The sequence below is a fragment of the Streptomyces sp. NPDC003016 genome (genome assembly GCF_053591455.1).
The window spans coordinates 112,774-131,923 of the sequence record NZ_JBSFTV010000024.1; the positions used below are offsets into that span (position 1 = coordinate 112,774).

Annotated in this window: 16 protein-coding genes; 3 read left to right on the top strand and 13 right to left on the bottom strand. The window is 72.1% G+C overall.

Annotated elements, in window-relative coordinates:
* The first annotated feature begins 1 nt into the window (after position 1).
* Positions 2–958 (top strand): Gfo/Idh/MocA family protein, encoded by a 957-nt coding sequence (locus tag ACWDZ4_RS21535; protein ID WP_451510016.1) that lies wholly within the window; start codon positions 2–4, stop codon positions 956–958.
* Here ACWDZ4_RS21535 and ACWDZ4_RS21540 read toward each other — a convergent pair.
* The 6 genes from ACWDZ4_RS21540 to ACWDZ4_RS21565 are packed head-to-tail and all read right to left on the bottom strand — an operon-like array spanning position 945 to position 8,734.
* Complete coding sequence (locus ACWDZ4_RS21540; RefSeq protein ID WP_451510017.1) at positions 945–2,138, bottom strand: glycosyltransferase; 1,194 nt, start codon at positions 2,136–2,138, stop codon at positions 945–947. The genes ACWDZ4_RS21535 and ACWDZ4_RS21540 overlap by 14 nt on opposite strands.
* Positions 2,139–2,167: 29 nt before the next feature.
* Positions 2,168–3,052, bottom strand: a complete 885-nt coding sequence (locus tag ACWDZ4_RS21545) for a phytanoyl-CoA dioxygenase family protein (protein WP_451510018.1) — start codon at positions 3,050–3,052, stop codon at positions 2,168–2,170.
* Positions 3,053–3,099: 47 nt separating this feature from the next.
* The gene (locus ACWDZ4_RS21550; protein ID WP_451510019.1) at positions 3,100–4,242 is read right to left on the bottom strand and encodes a hypothetical protein; all 1,143 of its coding nucleotides are present in this window, start codon (positions 4,240–4,242) and stop codon (positions 3,100–3,102) included.
* Positions 4,239–5,453 carry a hypothetical protein gene (locus ACWDZ4_RS21555; protein ID WP_451510020.1) on the bottom strand — a complete coding sequence of 405 codons (1,215 nt, stop codon included), beginning with the start codon at positions 5,451–5,453 and terminating at the stop codon, positions 4,239–4,241. The genes ACWDZ4_RS21550 and ACWDZ4_RS21555 overlap by 4 nt, the downstream gene beginning before the upstream one ends.
* Positions 5,450–7,537 (bottom strand): DegT/DnrJ/EryC1/StrS family aminotransferase, encoded by a 2,088-nt coding sequence (locus tag ACWDZ4_RS21560; RefSeq protein WP_451510021.1) that lies wholly within the window; start codon positions 7,535–7,537, stop codon positions 5,450–5,452. The genes ACWDZ4_RS21555 and ACWDZ4_RS21560 overlap by 4 nt, the downstream gene beginning before the upstream one ends.
* 60 nt (positions 7,538–7,597) lie before the next feature.
* Positions 7,598–8,734, bottom strand: a complete 1,137-nt coding sequence (locus tag ACWDZ4_RS21565; RefSeq protein ID WP_451510022.1) for a radical SAM protein — start codon at positions 8,732–8,734, stop codon at positions 7,598–7,600.
* A gap of 441 nt (positions 8,735–9,175) precedes the next feature.
* Here ACWDZ4_RS21565 and ACWDZ4_RS21570 point away from each other — a divergent pair, with 441 nt between their 5' ends.
* Positions 9,176–9,931, top strand: coding sequence for an AfsR/SARP family transcriptional regulator (locus tag ACWDZ4_RS21570; RefSeq protein ID WP_451510023.1), 756 nt, complete (start codon positions 9,176–9,178; stop codon positions 9,929–9,931).
* A gap of 110 nt (positions 9,932–10,041) precedes the next feature.
* Here the strand turns inward: ACWDZ4_RS21570 and ACWDZ4_RS21575 are convergent, their stop codons facing one another.
* The 7 genes from ACWDZ4_RS21575 to ACWDZ4_RS21605 form a co-directional block, all read right to left on the bottom strand.
* On the bottom strand, positions 10,042–11,268 hold the full coding sequence (locus ACWDZ4_RS21575; protein ID WP_451510024.1) for an endonuclease/exonuclease/phosphatase family protein: 1,227 nt from the start codon (positions 11,266–11,268) through the stop codon (positions 10,042–10,044).
* Positions 11,265–12,269, bottom strand: coding sequence for a glycosyltransferase family 2 protein (locus tag ACWDZ4_RS21580; protein ID WP_451510025.1), 1,005 nt, complete (start codon positions 12,267–12,269; stop codon positions 11,265–11,267). The genes ACWDZ4_RS21575 and ACWDZ4_RS21580 overlap by 4 nt, the downstream gene beginning before the upstream one ends.
* A gap of 75 nt (positions 12,270–12,344) precedes the next feature.
* Positions 12,345–13,241 (bottom strand): UbiA prenyltransferase family protein, encoded by an 897-nt coding sequence (locus ACWDZ4_RS21585; protein WP_451510026.1) that lies wholly within the window; start codon positions 13,239–13,241, stop codon positions 12,345–12,347.
* Positions 13,242–13,251: 10 nt separating this feature from the next.
* On the bottom strand, positions 13,252–14,274 hold the full coding sequence (locus ACWDZ4_RS21590) for an NAD-dependent epimerase/dehydratase family protein (protein WP_451510027.1): 1,023 nt from the start codon (positions 14,272–14,274) through the stop codon (positions 13,252–13,254).
* A complete protein-coding gene (locus ACWDZ4_RS21595) occupies positions 14,268–15,668 on the bottom strand; it encodes an aspartate aminotransferase family protein (protein ID WP_451510028.1) in 1,401 nt (466 codons plus the stop codon). Before ACWDZ4_RS21595 ends, ACWDZ4_RS21590 begins: the two co-directional genes overlap by 7 nt.
* Positions 15,655–16,698 (bottom strand): lysylphosphatidylglycerol synthase domain-containing protein, encoded by a 1,044-nt coding sequence (locus ACWDZ4_RS21600; protein WP_451510029.1) that lies wholly within the window; start codon positions 16,696–16,698, stop codon positions 15,655–15,657. Before ACWDZ4_RS21600 ends, ACWDZ4_RS21595 begins: the two co-directional genes overlap by 14 nt.
* Complete coding sequence (locus ACWDZ4_RS21605) at positions 16,695–17,705, bottom strand: glycosyltransferase family 2 protein (protein WP_451510030.1); 1,011 nt, start codon at positions 17,703–17,705, stop codon at positions 16,695–16,697. Before ACWDZ4_RS21605 ends, ACWDZ4_RS21600 begins: the two co-directional genes overlap by 4 nt.
* 193 nt (positions 17,706–17,898) lie before the next feature.
* On the opposite strand from ACWDZ4_RS21605, the gene ACWDZ4_RS21610 reads away from it, so the two are divergent.
* On the top strand, positions 17,899–19,029 hold the full coding sequence (locus tag ACWDZ4_RS21610; RefSeq protein WP_451510031.1) for an endonuclease/exonuclease/phosphatase family protein: 1,131 nt from the start codon (positions 17,899–17,901) through the stop codon (positions 19,027–19,029).
* Positions 19,030–19,150: the final 121 nt, after the last annotated feature.

The window sequence follows — 19,150 nt, forward strand, 5'->3', positions numbered from 1 at the left end:
CGTGAGGTGGGGCATAGCCGGGGCCGGCGACGTCGTGTCCCGCCGGGTGCTGCCCGCGCTGCGCGCGCTGGGGGAGGAGCCGGTGTTCCTGTGGGCGCGCGATCCGGCGCGCGCGGCGCCGGCCGCCGGGCGGTGGGACATCGCCGCGTCCGGCAACGACCCGCGGGGTCTGGTGACCGGTACGGACGCGGTGTACGTCGCCACCCCTGTCGTGCACCATGTGCCGCTGGCCGCGGCCGCGTTGGACGCCGGGCTGCCCGTGCTGATCGAGAAACCACTGGCGGGGTCCCTGCGCCCCGGCGGCGCCGCCCTCGCCGCGGACCGGACGGACGCGGGTGTCGCGTACTACCGCAGGCTCGCCCCCGTCGTGCGGGAGGTGCGCCGGGAGCTGGCCCGCTGGTCGCCGCACCGGGTGGAAGTGCGGTTCCGGTGCGCGTTCGAGCCCGGTCCCGGCCACCCCATGCGCTGGCGCACCGACCCCGCCGTGTCGGGCGGCGGGGTGCTCGCCTATGCGGGAAGCCACCGCCTGGACCTGCTGCTGATGCTGTTCGGGCGGCCCGCGCAGGTGAGCGCGCGGCTGGACCGGCGCTTCGCCGCGGGCGCCGAGCGCAGGGCCGAGGTGGAGCTCGGATGGCCCGGACTGCGCGCGCACTGTCTGATGGAGTGGGGCGACGGGCCGCCGGTGGACCGCGTCGCGTTCCACGGCGGCGGCCGCTCCCTCGTCCTGGACCCGCTGGACTCGGGGAAGCTGACCGTGGCCGGCCCCGAAGGCACGCGGCGGGTGCGGTACGAGCCGGACGCCAATCCTCATCTGCCGCTCGTCGCCGACTTCGTCGCGGCCGTCGCGGCCGGACGGCCACCGGTCTGCCCGGTGGCCGAGGCCGTTCTCGTCGACGACGTCATCGTGGCGGCACACCGCTCGGACGCCCTGGGCGGGGCGCCGGTCAGGGCGTGGTGACGGTGAACTTCCGCCGGTCGCCGTATCCGTGGGCCGGGGTCCAGCTCATCGGCTCGACATGGGCGTTGAACGGCGCACCGTCGTCCCGGGTCATCTCGGGCCGGGGATGGTCGAGGTGCAGCAGCGCGTCGTCGTAGCGGCGCAGCGAGGCGGCGGCGCTCAGGCGGGCGACCACGTCGTCGTCCTCGCCGCCCCAGCCCTCGTACCGCTCGTCGAAGCCGCCCACCGCGTGGAAGACGTCGGTGCGCAGCCACACGCAGCCGCCGGGCGGCTCCCGCAGCAGCAGGCCGCGCAGGACGGACGCGGGCACGTCGGCGGCGCCGTCGTCGTTGCGCAGGGCGATGGCGCGCAGCGTGGACGGCGCGTCGAGGGAGAGCGACCAGCGGTACGGCAGGTGGGTGCCGTGGCCGCCGTCGCGCAGGCGGGCGGTGTTGCGGGCGACGAAGAAGCGGTCCACGAGGATGTCGGCGTCCAGCACGCACACGTACGCGGGCTCGGAGGCGGCGTCCCGGGCCGATTCGACGACGCCCACGTTGACCGCCCACGCCTTGTTGAACAGGCCGTCCTTGCGGGCGAAGACGTAACGGTCGACGACGCCTTCCAGCGCCCGGCGCGTGCGGGGCTCGCTGTCGGCCTCCACCACGGTGACCCGGTGGCCGGGTCCGCCTTCCTGGTCGGCGAGCGCCCGTAGGCAGGCCAGCAGATTACGGGTCCGCAGGCCGCCCGCGCGGTCCCGGAAGGGGATCACCACGTGGACGGCGGCGGTCTCGGGGCGCGGACGGAGGCCGGGCGCCCCGGGCACCGCCGGGAGCGGCCGCGCGGTGTATTCGGCGCCGAGGTGGTAGTCGATCCAGATGTGCCGGTCGGCCTCCGCCACCGCCGCCGCCAGCCGCTTCCGCTGCTCCGGGCGCTCGTCGAGCAGCGTGGTGAGGCCCTCGCGCAGCGCGTGCTGCGCGGCGGCGCGCGTGGGGTCGGCGAGGACCTCCCCGTACGGCCGCGCGGCGGCGGGCGCGTCCGCCACGAGGGCGGCGAGCGCGGCATCGACCGTACGGTAATGGGCCTCGCTCTTGGCCCAGTAGTCGGCGGCGATGGCCGGCACGGCCGGGTCGTGGGCCAGTACGGCGTAGGCGGTGAGGCGTTCGGCGAGCCGGGGAACGGCCGGTTCGGGTGACGTGGGCATGTGGGTGCTCCGATCGGGGGCCGGTGGGGTCATGCGCCGTCGTCCGCCGACCAGGGACGCAGCCAGCGCGGGTCGGGCGTGTCTCCCGAGCGGAGGAATCTGACGTCGGCGGACAGGCGCATGGTGGTGGTCGTCGTGTCCAGCGAGGCGTGGATGATCTGCGGCACGTGCACCATGAGGTCTCCGGCGGTGAAGTCGGTCCACAGCCAGCGGCGGCCCAGGTGACGGGCTGTCAGCTCCAGGTCGTGGGAGATCGGCCGCCGGTCGCCGAGGCGGTCCGTGGTGTCGCGCAGCGGCGCGTACTCCTCGGGTGCCAGCGTGTGGGAGCCCTCCAGGTAGACGAGCGAGCCGGTCCGCCTCGGGCAGTCGCCCACCGGGATCCACAGGGTGAGCACGCGGGGCGGTGCGGCGACGGCGTCCATGTAGTCGAGGTCGACATGGGCGCGGGAGGCCCGGCCCGTCCCGCGGTGGAAGTGGCGCAGGATACGGCGGGGCAGCATCTCGGCGCCGCCGCCGAGAAGGGTCTCGGCGAGGCCGGCGAGGAGGGGGTTGTCCAGGAAACGCCGGAAGGCGGCCGATCGTACGAAGGTGTGGGCGGGGTGCCCCGCCACGCCGTACTCGGGGAGCCCGTCCGGGACCCTGCCCGAGAAGACGCCGTCCTCGGGGCGGGTGCCGTCGGCCAGGTAGCCGGCCGGGAAGAGCGAGAAGTACGCACCGCGCAGGCGCAGCACCTCGGCCCGGTCCAAGATGCCCGGCAGGTACAGGTATCCGTCGGCGCGCAGGCGCCGGCGCAGGGCCGCGGGGTCGGCGAGGTGGTCCGTACTGGGGACGAGGGGACCGAACAGGTCCGGCGAGGAGGCTATGGGGACGCCGTTCGAGCGCAGCGTCGGGGCAGGCTTCGAGTGCAGTTTCACGAGGGGGTCCTTCGGCGCGGGTGGGGTGGGCACGCGGGGGGAGTCGGTCAGTACACGCCCTCCACGGCTTCCTCCGTGCCCTCTTCGCCCGCGCCGTCGCCGAACGGCCGCACGGCCGCCACGCCGTCCCAGGGGAACCAGGGGTGCGGGCCGGTCCTGACGGCGCTGTCCCGCTCCAGCAGGTTGGGGATGAAGAGGTCCTCCAGGAGCGTGGTGACCCGCACTCGGCCGCGCTCCCCCACCGCCACCTCCCGCCAGGGGTCGTGCGGGTCGACGACCGTCATCACCGCGAAGGGGGGCGGCAGGTGGTACGCGTGCGTACTGCCGTCCGGCAGGGCGGGCGCGCCCGGCACGGCGTCGGCCTGCAGGGCGTGGCCGACGAGCGTGTTGCCGTACGTGTCGATCCACTGCACGCCCACGAGGTGTTCCTCGCGCAGGAACTGGGCCTCGGCGGGCGTGCAGGAGGTGCCGCCGGTGCAGACGGCACGGACGCCGTACGTGTGCAGGGGGCGCGGCAGCCGCATGGCGAGCTCGACGAGCAGGCGGGGGGTGGTGAAGAGCAGTGCGGGCCGCTCGCCGGCCAGCAGCGGGAGCGTCTGCGCGACGAGGTGGTCGGTGTACGCCTGCGCCTCGCCGCCCGCGCGCAGCGCGGCCTTCACCCAGCGCGGATCGAAGTCGATGGCGTGCACCGCCCCGTTCCAGCTGTCCGCGAGGGCTTCCACGAAGTGCCCGTACGCGTGCGGTCCCATCGGGGTCATCGCCAGGATGTCGCCGCGGGCCACGCCGCGCGCCCGGAGCATGAGGCGGTAGATCTCCACGTCGTACGCGAGGCGTGTGACATTGACGATCCGGCAGGGGGTGCCGGTCGTCCCACCGGTTTCGAAGATCCGGAAGGGACGGCCGTGGTAGCCGCGCGGGCGCAGGTCGCGGGCGCGGGCGGCGCGCAGTTCGGCCTTGTCGAAGAGGCCGAAGAGCTCCAGTGCCGCGAAGCCGTCGACGTCCTTCTCGGGGTCGAAGCCGAGGGAGCCCCGGCGGGAGACCCAGAACGGGGAGCCGGTCCCCGGCGAGAAGTGCCACCGCATCATGCGGCGCGTCCAGGTGTCGAGGTCGACGGTGAGTTCCGGCACGCTCTCGCGCATGGCGGCGTAGGCCGTCCCGGGGCCCAGAAGGGTGCTCGGTGCGGTCGTCATGGGGTTCCCCTCTGCGCTGTCCCGTCGGACAGCGGTCGGTACACGAACAGGGACCCGTCCGCGATCGCCGCGGCGGCCGGGCCCGTGGCCCTCACGACGGCGGCGAACGGGAACGGCGCTTCGTGGCCGATCAGCGGATGCCGGTCCGGCTCCTGCGGGCCTTCGCCGATCAGTACGAGGTGAGGAGTTACACAGGTGTCGCCTCCGGGCCCTTCGAGGACCGGGGGCCTGCGGGTCAGCAGCCGGTCCCCCGGGCGCATCCGGTCCGCCACGGAGCGGGCCGCCCGCTGTGCGGAGCCCGGCTCGCGGAAGGCGGTCAGCGGCCACGGGCCCGGGGAGGGCGGGGGGGCGATCGTATCGAGCTCCGCCGCCAGGGCGGTGGCCAGTGGCGCCGCGGGGCCCGCGTGGACGACGGTGCGGACGTTGCTGCAGAACCGTCCGGAGTCGGCCGCGATCAGCGGCAGCAGCCAGTCGACCGCCTCGGCGGTGCCCATGCCTTCGGGCACCAGAGCGCAGCCCCGGCCGGGGCCGTGCAGGGTGAGGGCGGCGGACGCGCGGACCGAGGCGGCGATACCGGTGCCGCCGAAGACCACGTGCCGGCCGGTGAGCCTGATCAGGCCGCCGAGGGCCCGCTGTCCGGTCGGGCAGAACGCGATCCGCACGGGTGGCCAGCCCGCCGCCAGCAGGGCCGCGACCAGCCGGGCCGCGGAGAGCGGTTCGCGTCTGCTGGGACGTACCCACACAGCGGCCGAGCGCTCCACCTGCTCCAGCACCGCGTCCAGACAGGTGAAGGTGTTGCCCGGCAACGAGACCAGGGCCAGCGCTTCGTCCGGTTCGGGTGTGCGGCGTTGCGCCAGGGTCGTGCGGAGCATCCCGCACCAGCGGTCGACCAGGGGGGCCGGAAGCCCGGCGGTCCGCCACAGCGCGGTGCGGAAGTCGTCGCCGCTCTGCGGCCCGAGCCCTCCGACGGTGAGGATGCCGTGCTCGAAGAGGTCCAGTGCGCGCAGCAGCAGCCGGCGCCGCGCGGCCGGTGCGGGCGGCAGGCCGGGGACGGTCCGGTCCCACCAGCGGCGGTCGGCGGCGGCCACGATCTCCGGGACGAGGGCGAGACGCGTTCCCGTGGCGCCGGGCAGTGCCACCGTGTCGAGGGACGGCTGCCAGGCGCCGCGGCGGAAGGTGTGGACGAGGGGGGCGGGGGCGGGAAGTGTCACGTGAGCTCGCCGCGCAGCGCCGAGACCACCCGTATCTGCTCGCCGTGGGTGAGGGACGGATACAGGGGCAGGGCGATGTGGTGGCGGGCGAACCACCGGCCCCGGGGGTAGGCCCCTGTCCGGTCCACTCCCCCGGTGTCCTGGGTGAAGTAGGGATGGTCGCAGAGAGGCCGGTCGTAGACCTCGCCCGCGAGGTGGACACCGTACCGCTCCCGCAGTCGCCTCTTCAGCAGGTCACGGTCGACGGACTCGTCCAGGCAGACCAGGTACTTGTAGTAGTTGCTCCGGGTGCCGTCGGGCACGGTGTGCGCCCGCAGGAGGGCCGTCCCGTCCAGCAGGACGTCGTAGTGCGCGGCGAGCGCACGGCGGGCGGCCAGGGTGTCCGCGAAGCGTTCCAGGTCCACGGTGCCGACGGCGGCGTGCAGTTCGCTGAGCCGCCAGTTGCCGCCCGGCCGGTCGTGCAGGGTGGAGCCGGCGGCGCTCTTGCCGTGGTCCCGCCAGCGCCGTACGTGTTCCAGGTCGTCGGGCCCGGAGCCGGTGAGCAGCCCGCCCTCGCCGCTGACCGCGACCTTCGTGGGGAAGAAGGAGAACGCGCCGAACCGCCCGAGGCTGCCGGCCGGGCGTGTGCCCAGGGCGCTGCCGAAGGCGTGGGCGGCGTCCTCGACGACGGGGACGCCGCGCTCGGCGCACTGTTCCAGGACGCCGTCGAGGGCCGGTGAGACGATGCCGCCGATGTGCACGGGCACCACGGCGGCCGTGTCCGGGTACTGGCCGAGCGCGGTGCGCAGCGCGTCCGGGTCCATGCCGAGACCGTCGAGTTCGACGTCGACGAAGCGGACCTTGGCCCCGGCGCGCACGGCTGCCGCCGCGGTCGCGAAGAACGTGTTCACGGGGACGAGGACGGTGCGGCCGGCCACGTCGAGCACCCGCAGGGCGATCTCCAGGGCGGCGGAGCCGGACGCGACGGCGGCGCCCGGCGTGCCGGTCCAGGTGCGGGTCAGCTCTTCGAAACGGGTGACCAGCGGGCCCTGGGTGAGGACGCCCGAAGCGAGTGCGGCGTCGACGCGGTCCAGTACGGCGCGCCGGTCGGCGACGCCGAAGCTGATGCGCTGGGCGGGCACGGGGGCGGGAGGCGCCGCGGGTGCGGCCAGGGCCCGGGCGAAGAAGTCCGCCGCGTGCGCCCCGTGGGTGCCGTGTCCCATGGGGAGTTCGAGGATGTCCGGTTCCTGCGCCCCGGCTTCCGCGTACGCGCGGCGGACCGTTTCGGCGGCGGCGCGGGCGTCGGCCGCGTCGAGGTGGGGGTCGGCCGTGCCGTACTGGAGCTGGAGGGGCGCGGGGGCGAGGGCCGCGTAGAGGTCGGGCAGGTCCGCGTACTCCAGGACGCCTGGCAGAGCCGCGCCCTCGCATCCGGTCAGCAGCCGTGCGTACAGCATCTGATAGGTGCCGAGGTGACTGGCCGCGCAGACGGGGAGGGGGTGTTCCGTGAGGAGCGCGGTGTGCAGGGCGACAGCGGCGCCCAGGCTGTGCCCGAACAGTCCGGTGCGGTCCGGGTCGACGAGTGGGTGGGCGCGGAGCACGTCCAGGGCGCCGAGCGCGTCGCCGGTGAGGGCTCCGAGCAGGGAGCGGCCGGTGAGCGCGAAGGCGTGAGCGAGCAGCGCTCCTTCGTCGCGCCCTGTGAGCCGCTCGGTGTCGAGCCCGCCGCCGATGCCGTACGCGAAGGCGAGGGTGGTGAAGCCGGCCCGCGCCAGGCGCTCGGCGACATTGCGGTCCGGGTGGTCCGGCGCCGACTCGCCGGTGAGGTGGTCGAGTTGTGCGTTCTTCCCGCCGAGTACCAGGACGCCGGGCCCGGGCCCGGCGTCCTCGGGCGACAAGAGGGTGGCCCGGAACTCTCCGCGTACCGGAGACTCCAGGGTCAGCTGCTCGCGCCGCAGGCCCTCGCGTACGGAGACGGTGACGGCGGTGGCGTGGAGCGGCGCGCGCTCGATGCGCGCCAGGCGCTCCACCGTGGAGCGGACCCGGTCGGACCGGGCGTGGCGCAGCGTCGGCCCGGCGGTGAGGAGCCGGCGCAAGTGGCTGGTCTGCATGGGGATTCTCGGACCGGTTCCGTGAGAACGAGCAGGGGCTTCGTGGCTGGTGGGGCTGCGTCAGATGAAGTCGGCGTGCAGCGTGCTGGGGACTTCCACCGCATACGAGTCCAGCGCCTGGTCCAGTTGGATCTGTCCGCGGTGGAGGTGCTCCAGGAGCTCGTTCTGCGGGCGGTAGAAGCACGACTTGCACAGGTCGGTACGGCGGGGGTTGGCGGCCTCCCACTCGGCGCGCGGTCCGCCCTCGAGGACCTCCGCGTAGCCCTGCTCGAGCACGTTGCCGATCAGGTAGCGGCTGTTGAGGTGAACCTGCGGGCACGGGTAGAGATTGCCGTCGGCGCCGACCGCGGTGACGAACCGGCTGTAGTGACACCGCTCGAAGTCGCCCTCGACGTCGTCGACCTGGTCCATCGGGCCGCGGTCGAGCTTGGGGACCGACACCTCGTACGCGTCCGTGGACAGCGCCGCGGCCTGCCTGAGGGACTCCGCGATCTCCGGCATCACGGCCTCGATGGTCTCGTGGCCGAGCCCGCTGTAGAACTCCGGCTCGAAGCGCACGTAGTGCGCTCCGGAGTCGAGGCCGATGCGGGCCGCTTCCAGGATCTCCCGGTGGTTCTGCTGGGTGATCACGAAGTTGAAGCCGATGCGGAAGTCCGGGGCCACCGCCCTCTCGCGCAGCCGTCCCACCGCCCCGACGAAGGACGCGAAGGTCTGCTCCCGGTCCCGGGTGATGTCGTTGAAGGTGGCCTCGGTCCCGGCGTTCAGCCCGATGCGCACCCAGGTGTGGGTGGCCGCCACGGCCTCGGCGACGGCCGGCCGGCCGAGCCTGGAGCCGTTGGTGATCAGCCCGATGCGCAGACCGGCCTCGTGGCCGGCCCGGCTGATCTCGGCGTACCCGGGGTGGATGGTGCACTCGCCGCTGCCGCAGAAGGTGACGGCACGGCCGTCGTTGGCCGCGAACTCCCTCAGCAGGCCGACCGCCTTGCCGGTGGCGATGGAGTCCTTGAACGAGAACAGGTCGTAGAACTGCTCCTCGTTCGGGGAGTGGAAGTTGCAGAAGTTGCACCGCATGTTGCAGGCGCCCATGATGCCGATGCGCATGTGGATCGGCTTGAATTCGTCCCCCGCCACGAACCGCCGGAGCAGGTCTCCGTGCGCCATGACCTTCTGTGGGGAGTGTGCCTCGTCGAGACTCACGGGGAGCAGCGGAACTGCGCCTTCCGCGATCGTGGCCACACCGTCTCGGGATTCACCAGGACTGTTCACAAAACCCCCAAGTACGAATGTCCGGCGCATTTTCGATCACCGGATTGCGACCCTAGGAGGGCCCTCCCAGGGCTGTCAATAGGTCTAGACAATTGACTGAACGCACGTCAGTTTGCGGGCATTGGGGGCGAGTTGACTCGCCCGAACGGGACCCATGCATCCAACATGCGATTACTCTTCGTATTCGCTTGACACCTCCATAGGTCCATACCAAGCTAACGCGAGATCCGAGCAGGAAACGTCAACGCCAGCTTGCCTTCCGGCACTTGGAGACAGGTCGCCGCAGAGGAGACAGCGGCTGTCGTGCGCGCGATCGGACGCGCCGGACGGCTCCGACGATGCTCGGAAGTCACGTACGGGGGGATCTCTGCTGTGCTTGTCCATGTCCTCGGCCCACTGCGCGTCACCGTTGACGGAGAACCCGTCCATCTCGGGGGAAGGCGGACCAAAATCGTTCTGGCGGTCCTGGCCCTGGAAGCCAACTGGGTCGTCGCGCTCGACCGGCTCGTCGACGCGGTCTGGGGCAGCACCCCACCCGCGAGCGCCCGTACGCAGATACGGATCTGCGTCTCCTCGATGCGGCGTGCCTTCGCCGCGGCCGGCGCACCGGAACTGATCGAGACCCACCCCTCGGGGTACCGCCTGCGGCTGGCCGAATCCGACCTGGACGCCGCGGTGTTCGAAGCCCGGGTCGGCCATGCGCGGTCGCTCGCCGAGGCCGGTCTGGCGGCCGAGGCCGTCCTGGAACTGCGCCGTGCGCTGTCCCTGTGGACCGGACCCGCTCTCGCCGGCCTCTCGGGCCCGGGAGTGGATTCGGGCGCACGCCGTCTGGAGGAGGCGCGGCTGCGCGCCGTCGAGGAGCGTGTGCGGCTGGAGCTCGATCTCGGACGGCACCAGGACCTGATCGGGGAGATCATGGAGCTGGCCGCCGCGCACCCGTACCGGGAGCATCTGCACGCCCAGCTCATGCTCGCCCTGTACCGCTCGCACCGCACGGCCGAGGCTCTGGCCGTCTACCGCAGGATCCGGTCGACCCTGGTCGAGGAACTGGGCATCGAGCCGGGTCCCGAGCTGAGCGAGCTGGAGCAGGGGATCCTGCTCGGCATGGAGCGGGTGAAGCTCTGCTGAAGGCCCCGGGCCCAGGGACCGGCCGGCCGGGGACCGGCCGGCGTCCCACCGCTCCCGGAGCTCCGGGAGCGGTGGCCCCGGGCCCCCGGGCGGCATGGCGCCTTGCGCGGTCACAGTGAGAGCCACAGATCCTGCATCCGGTGTTCCGAGACGCCGTCGGTGGGCCGGAACGCGTAGCGGTGCAGATCCACGGGGCCCGTGGTGAAACTCCAGTCCACCCGCCAGAGCGGCAGCGACCGGTTGAACACGCTGTCCCACTCGAACCCGGCCGGTGCGTTGAACTTCCAGCTCAGCGGCACGAAGTCGTCGTTGGCGCGCAGTGCGTCGTCGGCCCTGTCCCGCAGCCCGTCCAGCTCGCGCATCGACGCGGTGGCGTTGAAGTCCCCCGCGATCACCGTGGGATTGGGGTTGCTGTCCAGGTCCTTCTCCAGGCCGCGCAGTTCCTCCTGCCGCCAGGTGAACTTCCGGTGGAAGTAGGAGTCGAAGTCGAATCCGGAGAAGGGGTTCAGGTTGTCCGGTGCCAGCTGCACGGTGATGTGCGCGTTGTAGACGCTGAGGATCCTGCCGCCGACGCGCAGATCCGTACGCATCACCTTGTCCCGGGCGAAGACCCGGCTGAAGGGGACGGCGGGGTCGGCGTCGATCTCCGCGCCGGGGCCGATCGGCGGTTTGGCGACGATCGGGAAGCGGGAGAGGGTGAGCAGCTCACCGCGGCGGGCGATGTGGTAGCCGGGGAACTCGGCGCGCAGCCGCGCGTCGTCGTCGAGCTTGGCGTACCCGTCCTCGCCGAGGCCCGGCTTCCAGGTCACGTGCTCCTGGAGGAGGTAGACGTCGGCCTTCTGCCGGTGCAGCAGGGCGTACACCCGGTCGACGCTGGTGGCCTGGCCCCAGTACTGGGTGTTCAGCGACACCACGTGGAGCGCGCCGGGCGGCACGGTGCCCTCGCCGCGCCACAGCGCGGGCCAGTTCAGCCCGGAGCCGGTGGTGAGTCCGAGGAGCAGTGCGGCCAGGGAGATCCCGGCGGCCCACGGCCTGCGGCGCCCGCAGGCCGCGGCGCTTGCCGACAGGAGGACGGCGGGGACGGCGACCAGGAGGAGCGGCGGGGCGGCGTCGAGAGGGATGGCCCAGTGCCAGCGGCCGCTGACCAGCCACCGGACGGTCGCGTACAGGAGCCAGAGCCCGGCCAGGCCGACGAGACCACGCCCGTACCACAGCCGCAGGAACCGCCCGGCCCGCCGCCCCCGGCTCGGGGCGGGGCCCGGTTCCGACGTCTGTGACGGCTCCGGCAGCTCCCCGGCCGGGTACGGCCGGACCGGTTCCGCCTGATGGGCCGTCATGCCGTCGCCCGCTGTTTGTACATGCGGCGGAAGCGCCCGCTGAGCACCCACTGGGCCAGGCCCGCCGCGAGGCCCGCGACCACGGCCGTGCTGACCAGGAGGTGGCACAGGGTGAAGAAGACCAGGAAGGCCGGGCCGCGTTCCTTGGCGACGAACGTGTACTGGCCCAGGTCCGCCAGGACGCAGAGGACCAGTGCGATCCCCGGGACCAGCGCCGCCGGCGGCCACACCACGGCCGGTGGCAGGCTCACCAGGGTGAGCGCGGCCATCACGGAGGCCACCGCCCGCCCACCGGTCTCCATGCCCTGCATCGCGCGGCCCCGGTCCAGGTAGAACGGCACCCGCAGCCGGCTGCGGACGAACGCCTTGCGCAGCAGCGGCCGCATCCGGCTCTCGTCGGACAGCCGCCCGCGGATGCGGGAGGTCAGCAGCATGGGATGGCGGCCGGCAAGCCGTTCCGCGTGGTCGATCTCCTCGGTCTGCCGCAGCGCCGGGTTGAACCACCCCGCTTCGAGGAAGGCCGTCCTGCGGACCGCGCCCAGGGCGTAGAAGCCGCCGCTGACCATGCCCTCGGCACTCTTGCGCCAGTAGTAGTACTGAAGGATGCGGTACTGCCCGACGAGGGTCTCGGCGAACAGCGGCTCCTTGTCCGGTATGCCGAACACCGCGCCGTACGAGGGGTTCTCCTCGAAGAGCTCGACCGCCTGCGCGACCGCTTCCGGGTGCATGGTCAGGTCGGCGTCCAGGAAGAAGACGATCTCACCGGTCGCGTGCCGGACGCCCAGGTTGCGGGTGGCTCCGGGACCGCCGTTGCGCTCGGCCCGCACCAGGGTGACGGGGTGCCCGGCGGCCAGCTCGGCCGAGTCGTCGGTGCTGGCGTCGTCGACGACGATCACTTCCAGCTTCGGGTAGGTCTGTTCCAGTACGGAGCGCAGGCACAGGTCGACGGTGCGGCGGTCGTTGTACATGGGGACGACCACCGACACGAGGGGTGCAGCCATTCGGATCCTCGGTTGGTGCGAGTACGGATACGGGTCATCGGTACGGGTTCGGGAAGCGCGCGGACCGGTCAGGCGTCAGGCGATCTGGAACACCACCAGCAGGACGCCCCAGATGGACGAGTTCGACATCATGACGCGGTCCCGGAGGAGTGTCCGTACGGGGTTTCCGCCCTCGCTCCTGACGACCACGATCTGCAGGTAGCGGAAGAGCGCGAACAGCGCGCAGGGCGCCGTGAGCAGCGCGCCCGTCCCGTACCCCGATTCGGTGCGCAGGTAGAGCAGGTACCCGACCATGGTCAGCGCCGAGCACATCACCAGCATCAGGTCCAGGAAGTGGGCCGAGTAGCCGACGAGCGCGGGGCGGTGCCCGGTGCCGGAGACGCCCAGCTCATGCCGTCGTTTGCCCAGGATCAGCACCAGGCACAGCGTGAGGACCGTGAGAACCAGCCACTCCGCGACGGGACGGCCACTCGCCTCGTACCCGCCCAGCAGACGCAGGACGAAACCGGTGGCGACGATGAACACGTCCAGCAGGGGCAGGTGCTTCAGCCGCCAGCTGTAGGCGGCGTTGACGACGAGGTAGAGCAGTACCGGCCACGCCCCGCCGGGGCCGAGCAGCACGAGCAGTGGAGCGAGCAGACCGGCCAGGCCCAGGCCCAGCGCCACCGCCGTCCGCATGCTCACCCGGCCGGAGGCCAGCGGCCGGTTCCGTTTGACGGGGTGGCGCCGGTCGCGTTCCACGTCCGCCATGTCGTTGACCACGTACACCAGCGACGAGGCCAGTACGAACGCGATCATGGCGACCACCACCCGGCCTGCCATGTCCCACTCCCAGGCGGCGCCGAGCAGCGGGAGCGGTACCACCAGGAAGTTCTTCGGCCACTGGCCGGGTCTGATGAGGGCGATCGGCCCGCCGGCCCGGGGCCTTTCGCCGGCCGGGGCAGCCTTCGCTCTTTCGTCCAAGAAGGTCATGGCGCACTCCTCAGAAGAAGATCTTCGCCGCGGTCAGCAGTCCCTGGCTCCACGGGTCCCGGCTGGTGCGGCCGGTGGAACCGCCTGCGGGACTTTCGTGGCGGGCGGTGCGCCACCATGCGTAGGTGAGCAGGACGGCGTCCTGGTTGGAGAGCCGGGGGGTGAACCCGAGCCTCGCCTTGGCCTTGTCGATACTGACGTACGAGTCGTCCATCAGCTTGTGCAGCAGCCGTCCGTACACCGGTGAGAGCTTGGCCCGCTGCAGCACGCTCAGTACGCTCAGCGCCGGGCGGGCGGGCAGGCCCACGACCCGCTTGCCGTGGCCCGCCGCGTCCAGGACGGCCTGGAAGTCCTCGCGCAGCGTGCCGAATTCGGCCGCCGCCAGGTTGTACGTGTCGTTGGCGACGTCGTCGGACGCGGTGAGCACGGTGACGACCGCGTCGACCAGGTCGTCGATGCCGAACATCTGGATGCGGACGTCGCCCTTGCCCAGGACCGGGAAGTTGCGGCCCTCCTCCGCCCACTCGAACAGCATCGAGAACAGGCCCATCCGGCCGGGGCCCACGAAGGTCTTGGGCCGCAGGATCGGCACGCACATCCCGTTGTCGCGGTGGCGCTCGGCGATCACCTCGGCCGCGGCCTTGGCCCGGCTGTAGGTGTCGACCGGCTCGCGCGGGTACTCCTCCGGCGTGGGGACCACCGTGGGCAGCCCGTACACGGCGGTGGAGGAGATGTGCACGACGCGTGGGGTCTTCGCCGCGCTCGCGGCGGCGAACACGTTCTCCGTACCACCGATGATGATCGAGCGTATCTGCTCGTCGGGATAGCTGGGCAGCGCGGCCGCCGCGTGCACGAGGACGTCGGCGCCGGCCAGGGCCCGGTCCATCACCGCGCGGTCGCGGATGTCGCCGACGAACTCCACGCCGGGTCCCGGGCGCAGGTCGACCCCCCTGACCTCGTGTCCGTCGGCCAGCAGGCGTTCGGCGAGCCGCGAACCGAGCATGCCCGCCGCACCGGTGATCGTGATCACCACTGTGAGCTCACCTTCTGCTTGATGAAACGGGTGACGAGACGGCCCAGGCTGCGTTCCAGGACCTCGCCGAGCGCGTCGACCGCGCGCTCCACCTCGATGGGTTCGGTGACCAGCGAAGGGCCGAGGATCAGGGGGTTCTGGCCGTTGAGGGTGTAGTAGGCGAAGATGCCGTGGTCCTCGTAGAGGGCGTTGACCACAGCGCAGGTGACCAGCTTGGTCTTGAATTGCGGGTCCCTGGCCATGCCGCCCGGCGCCAGCTTCGCCACCAGGTCGAGGATCTTCGGGCCGCCGTCGATGAAGACGCCCCAGAGCGCGCCCGCCCCCGCGACCTTGCCGATCGCGTCGGGATACTCCTTGGCCAGGCGGGCGAGCCCGGGTTCGAGGACGGCCTCGATGGCCCGGGCACGCGCCGGATAGTCGTCCTCGACCGCGATGTTGACCGCTTCGAGGGCGGTGGCGCACTCCTCGCCGAAACCGTAGTACGTGGTGGAGGTGGAATTCAGCAGGGAGTCGCCGAGGTTGTCGTACGCCTTGCGGAAGACCGGCTCGCGGGCGACGTACGCGGAGATGGAGGACTTGCCGCCACCGAGCGACTTGGAGGTGGTGACCACGTCCGGAATGAGGTCCGGATAGCGCATGAAGTAGAACATGCTGCCGGTCTTGCCCCAGCCGCTGTAGATCTCGTCGAAGATCAGCACGATGTCGTGGCGGGTGCACAGCTCCCGCAGGCCGCGCAGGAACTCCTCGGAGCACCACTGGATGGTGGAGGCGCTGAACGGCTCGATGAGGATCGCGTAGACGTCGCCGGAGTGGGCGGCGACGGCCGCGCGCACCGAGTCGAGGTCTCCGTACGTGAAGGTGCCGATGCCGGGAATGGTCGGGAAAGAGAACTGGTTCTGGCCGGTCAGACCGCCGGATCCCAGGAGCTTGCCGTGGAAGGCGCAGTCCGCGCGCAGGACGGTGTGACGCTTGCCGCTGTGGTACTTGTACGCGAGCTTCACCGCGCCTTCGACCGCTTCCGCTCCCGAGTTGGGAAGGAACGACATGTTCAGGTCGCCGGGCAGGACCTCGGCCAGGTTGCGGCTGAGCGCCGCCAGGTAGGGCGAGAAGTAGGTCTTGTGGACCTCCATCCGCTTGTTGCGGGCGAAGCGTTCACGGGCGGCGAGGATCCGGGGGTGGTTGTGACCGTGGTTGAGTACGCCGACGCCACCGGTCAGGTCGAGGATCCGGCGCCCGTCGGCCAGCGTCAGATAGGCGCCTTCGGCGTGGTCGACCAGCTCCCGGCCGAAGCCGAACGAGGTCATCAGGGACACCTGGCTCTTGTTCACGTACTGCCGGTACAGGTCGTGCACCTCGCCGACCTCGAGTTGTTCGGCGTCGTCAAGGGTGTACACGGGTTTCTCCCATCGGAGCAGCGGGCTGCGGGGTCACGGGTAGGGGGACTTCGGACTGCGGGGTCACGGACAGGGGGACTTCGGACTGCGGGGTCACGGACAGGGGGGCTTCGGACTGGGGGACTCCGGGCTGCGGGGTCACGGACCTGAGCCGGGACCAGACAAGGACGACCGCCGAACTGCCGAGCTCGGCCAGGACGCAGACGAGGCGGCTGGCGATGGCGGCGGTGGCCGCGGTGCCGGTGGGCAGCACGGTGGCCAGCGCGGCGGTGATGGTCAGTTCGCGCACGCCCCAGCCGTCCGGGACGATCAGGGCGAGGCTGCTGACGACGGTGGCGAGCGCGAAGGCACCGACCGCCACGCCCAGCCCGGCCCACACCGGTGCGTCCAGGGCCAGCACCAGGAACCACAGGTGCAGTCCTGAGAACAGCCAGGAGACGACGGCCAGCAGCATCGCCCGCCGCACAGCGCTGTCCGGGGGCGGTTCCACGGGCCTGCGGACCATCCGCGACAGGGCCGTGACCGGGCGGGTGGCCAGAGCCGGCCACACCACACAGGCCACGAAGAACAGGGCGGGCAGGCACAGCCACGGCCAGTGGCCCGGCAACGCGGCGGGGGCGGCGAGCAGGCTGACGCCCACCCCGGTGAGGATGGTGAGCATCAGGCTCAGCAGGTACGCCGAGGTCATCTGGGCGCCGGGCACTCCGGCCGCGCGTCCGTGGGCGACATGGGTGAGCACACCCCAGACCCGCCCGGGAACGTACTTGCTGAGCTGCCCCAGGAAGTAGATCTTCGCGGCGTACAGGCCCTTGATGGGGTGCTCACCGGGGATCAGCACCCGCCAGGCATGCACCGCGAACACGAGCCCCGCGACGTTGGTGACCACGGCGGCGGCCAGCAGCGGGACGGCCTCGGGCCTGGCGAACGCCCGGGCGGCGGCCGCGCCTTCGTTGCGGACGACGAAGTACACGCCGATCAGGGCGGCGAGTACGACGACCGGGGTGAGCAGTCTGCGCAGCCGGTCCATCATCGGCGTACCGCCGTCTCGCGGGTCTCACGGGGAGTCCGCCGCCGCCCGGCCGCCGCCCCGCCGAGCATCCGCAGGGCGCCGAGTGCGGCGCCGGTCAGCAAGGCGGCGTGGGTCAGCAGGTGGACGCCGGTGAAGAACGGGACGAAGCCGGGCCCCCGGTGGCGGGCGACGAACCGCAGCAGCCCGGCGTTGGCGGCGCAGAACGCCAGGAGACCGGCCACGGGCAGGAGCGGGTACCAGGGGGTGAGCGGCAGTGCCGCGAGGAGCAGGGCGGCCGCCGCGACGGAGGCCGGGCTGTTGGCGGTGAGGTTCTTGCGCCCTCCCCGGCGCGCCGACACCAGGGCCGGGACCAGCAGCAGGGCCCGTCGGAACGTTTCGGCGAGCAGCGGCCACAGGCGGTGCTCCTCGTCGTGCAGGGCCACGATCCGGTCGGTGAGGACGATCCGGTAGTGCGGCGCGAGCCGGTCGCTGAACTCCAGGTCCTCCGAGTCGCGCAGCCGCTCGTCGAAGCCGCCCAGCTCGTCGAAGACCCGGCGCGGGACGGCGGCCTGGGCGAAGAACGCGGTCTCCACCTCGCCGGCCCCCCGCGCCCGCCACCAGTAGGCGTGCAACACCTTGTAGTGCTCGACCGGGCCGTCGTCGAACAGCGGGTCGGGTGCGATCACCCCGTGCACACAGCCGCATTCCGGGTCGGCACCCAGGATCTCCAGCGCGCCCGCCACCGAGTCGGGGGTGAGTGCCTCGTCGGAGTCGAGGAAGAAGAGGATCTCGCCGGTGGCGGCGGCGATGCCGGTGTTCCGTGCCGCCGACACGCCGCGGTTGCCGTCACTGCGGATCAGGGTGCAGGGATAGCCCTGTGCGACCTCGGCCGTCCGGTCCGTGCTGCCGTCGTCCACCACGATCACCTCGTGGATCCGACAGGTCTGGGCATAGACCGAGTCCAGGCAGGCGCCGAGGGTGCGGGCTGAGTTGTGGGCCGGGATGACGACCGACACGGATTGCGTCATGTGACCAGTTCAGTGCCGTCGCATATCGGCCGGATATTGGTTCTGTATCGAACCACCCGGGTGCCGCCCCACGGCGGAACCTGCGGCACCCGCCGGACCGGCCGGCAAGCATGACAACGGGGTCGCGGGCACTGCTACTGTTCGGCCGCGTGTTCCTCAAGCGACCGTACGACCGCACGCTCGGGGCGTCCGCATGACGGCCGCCCCCGACACCCTCACGCCCTCCGCGCCCGAGCCCGGGGCGCCGCCGGGCCGGTCCGGGCGGCGCCGGGCCGTGGCTGCCCGGACGCTGATCGCGCTCACCGCGCTCTGGGCCCTGTACTCGGCGCTCAACTTCCTGCTGAGCGGCCGCTGGTGGCTGTGGCTGGTACCGGATCTGGCCCCGCCGGTGTTCTTCCTCGCCGTACCGGTGGCGCTGCTCGCCCTCAGCTTCGTACCGATGGCCGTTCCGGTGCGCCGCCGGCTGGTTCCCGTACTCGTCCTGCTGCTGGTCTCGGGGGTGACCCGCGCGGGTCTCAACTGGGATGCCATGGCGCCGGGCGCCGGCACCGGCCCCGCGCCCGCAGAGGCCCTGAAGGTGTTCTCCTGGAACACCAAGTACTGGGACACCACCGACGGCTCCGATGCCTTCTACCGCTACCTCAGGGCGAAGGACGCCGATGTCTACCTGCTCCAGGAGTACCTGGCCTGGGTGGACGAGCAGCCCGCCCCGATCGACGAACTGGCCCGCATCCGGCAGGAGTTCCCCGGTTACCACATCGTGGTCGCAGGAGAGCTGGTGACGCTCTCGCGCTTCCCGGTGCTCGCGCGCCCTCCGGTGGGGCGGGGCGAGGGGGTCCGCCCCGGCACGCCGTGGCGGGAGGTCTTCGAGCGGGGCAAGGTGCTGCGTACGGACCTCGAGGTCCGGGGCCGCGTGGTTTCCGTCTACAACGTCCACATCCCCGTGCAGCTCGACATCGCACGAAACTGGCTGAGCGGCGGTTTCTACCGCGAGATACGGGAGCGCGACGCGGCGCGGCGCGACCACTACGCGGCCCTGGAGCGCGACGCGGCGGCCAATCCGAACCCGTTGCTGGTCGCCGGTGACTTCAACACCACCCCCGCCATGGGCGACCTGAACGGCCTGCGGGAGGCCCTCGACGACGCCCTGCCCGCGTCCGCCACCCTCCACCCGGGCACCTGGAACAGCGAGGGCCTCGGGCTGTGGCGGCTCGACTGGGCGTTCACCAACGACCGCTTGCGCGTGCACCGTTACGTGTTCGAGGACCCGGTCGGCATGTCCGACCACCAGGGCCAGAACCTTCTGGTGTCCCTCGCGCGGTGAACGAGACGGCGGCGGCCGGGGGACGCGTCACCCCGGTCCCGTACCTGGCGGAGCTGCCCGCGCGCGGCCCCGGGGCCGACATGATCGGGCGGACCGCCGGGATGCTCGTCGAGATGTACGT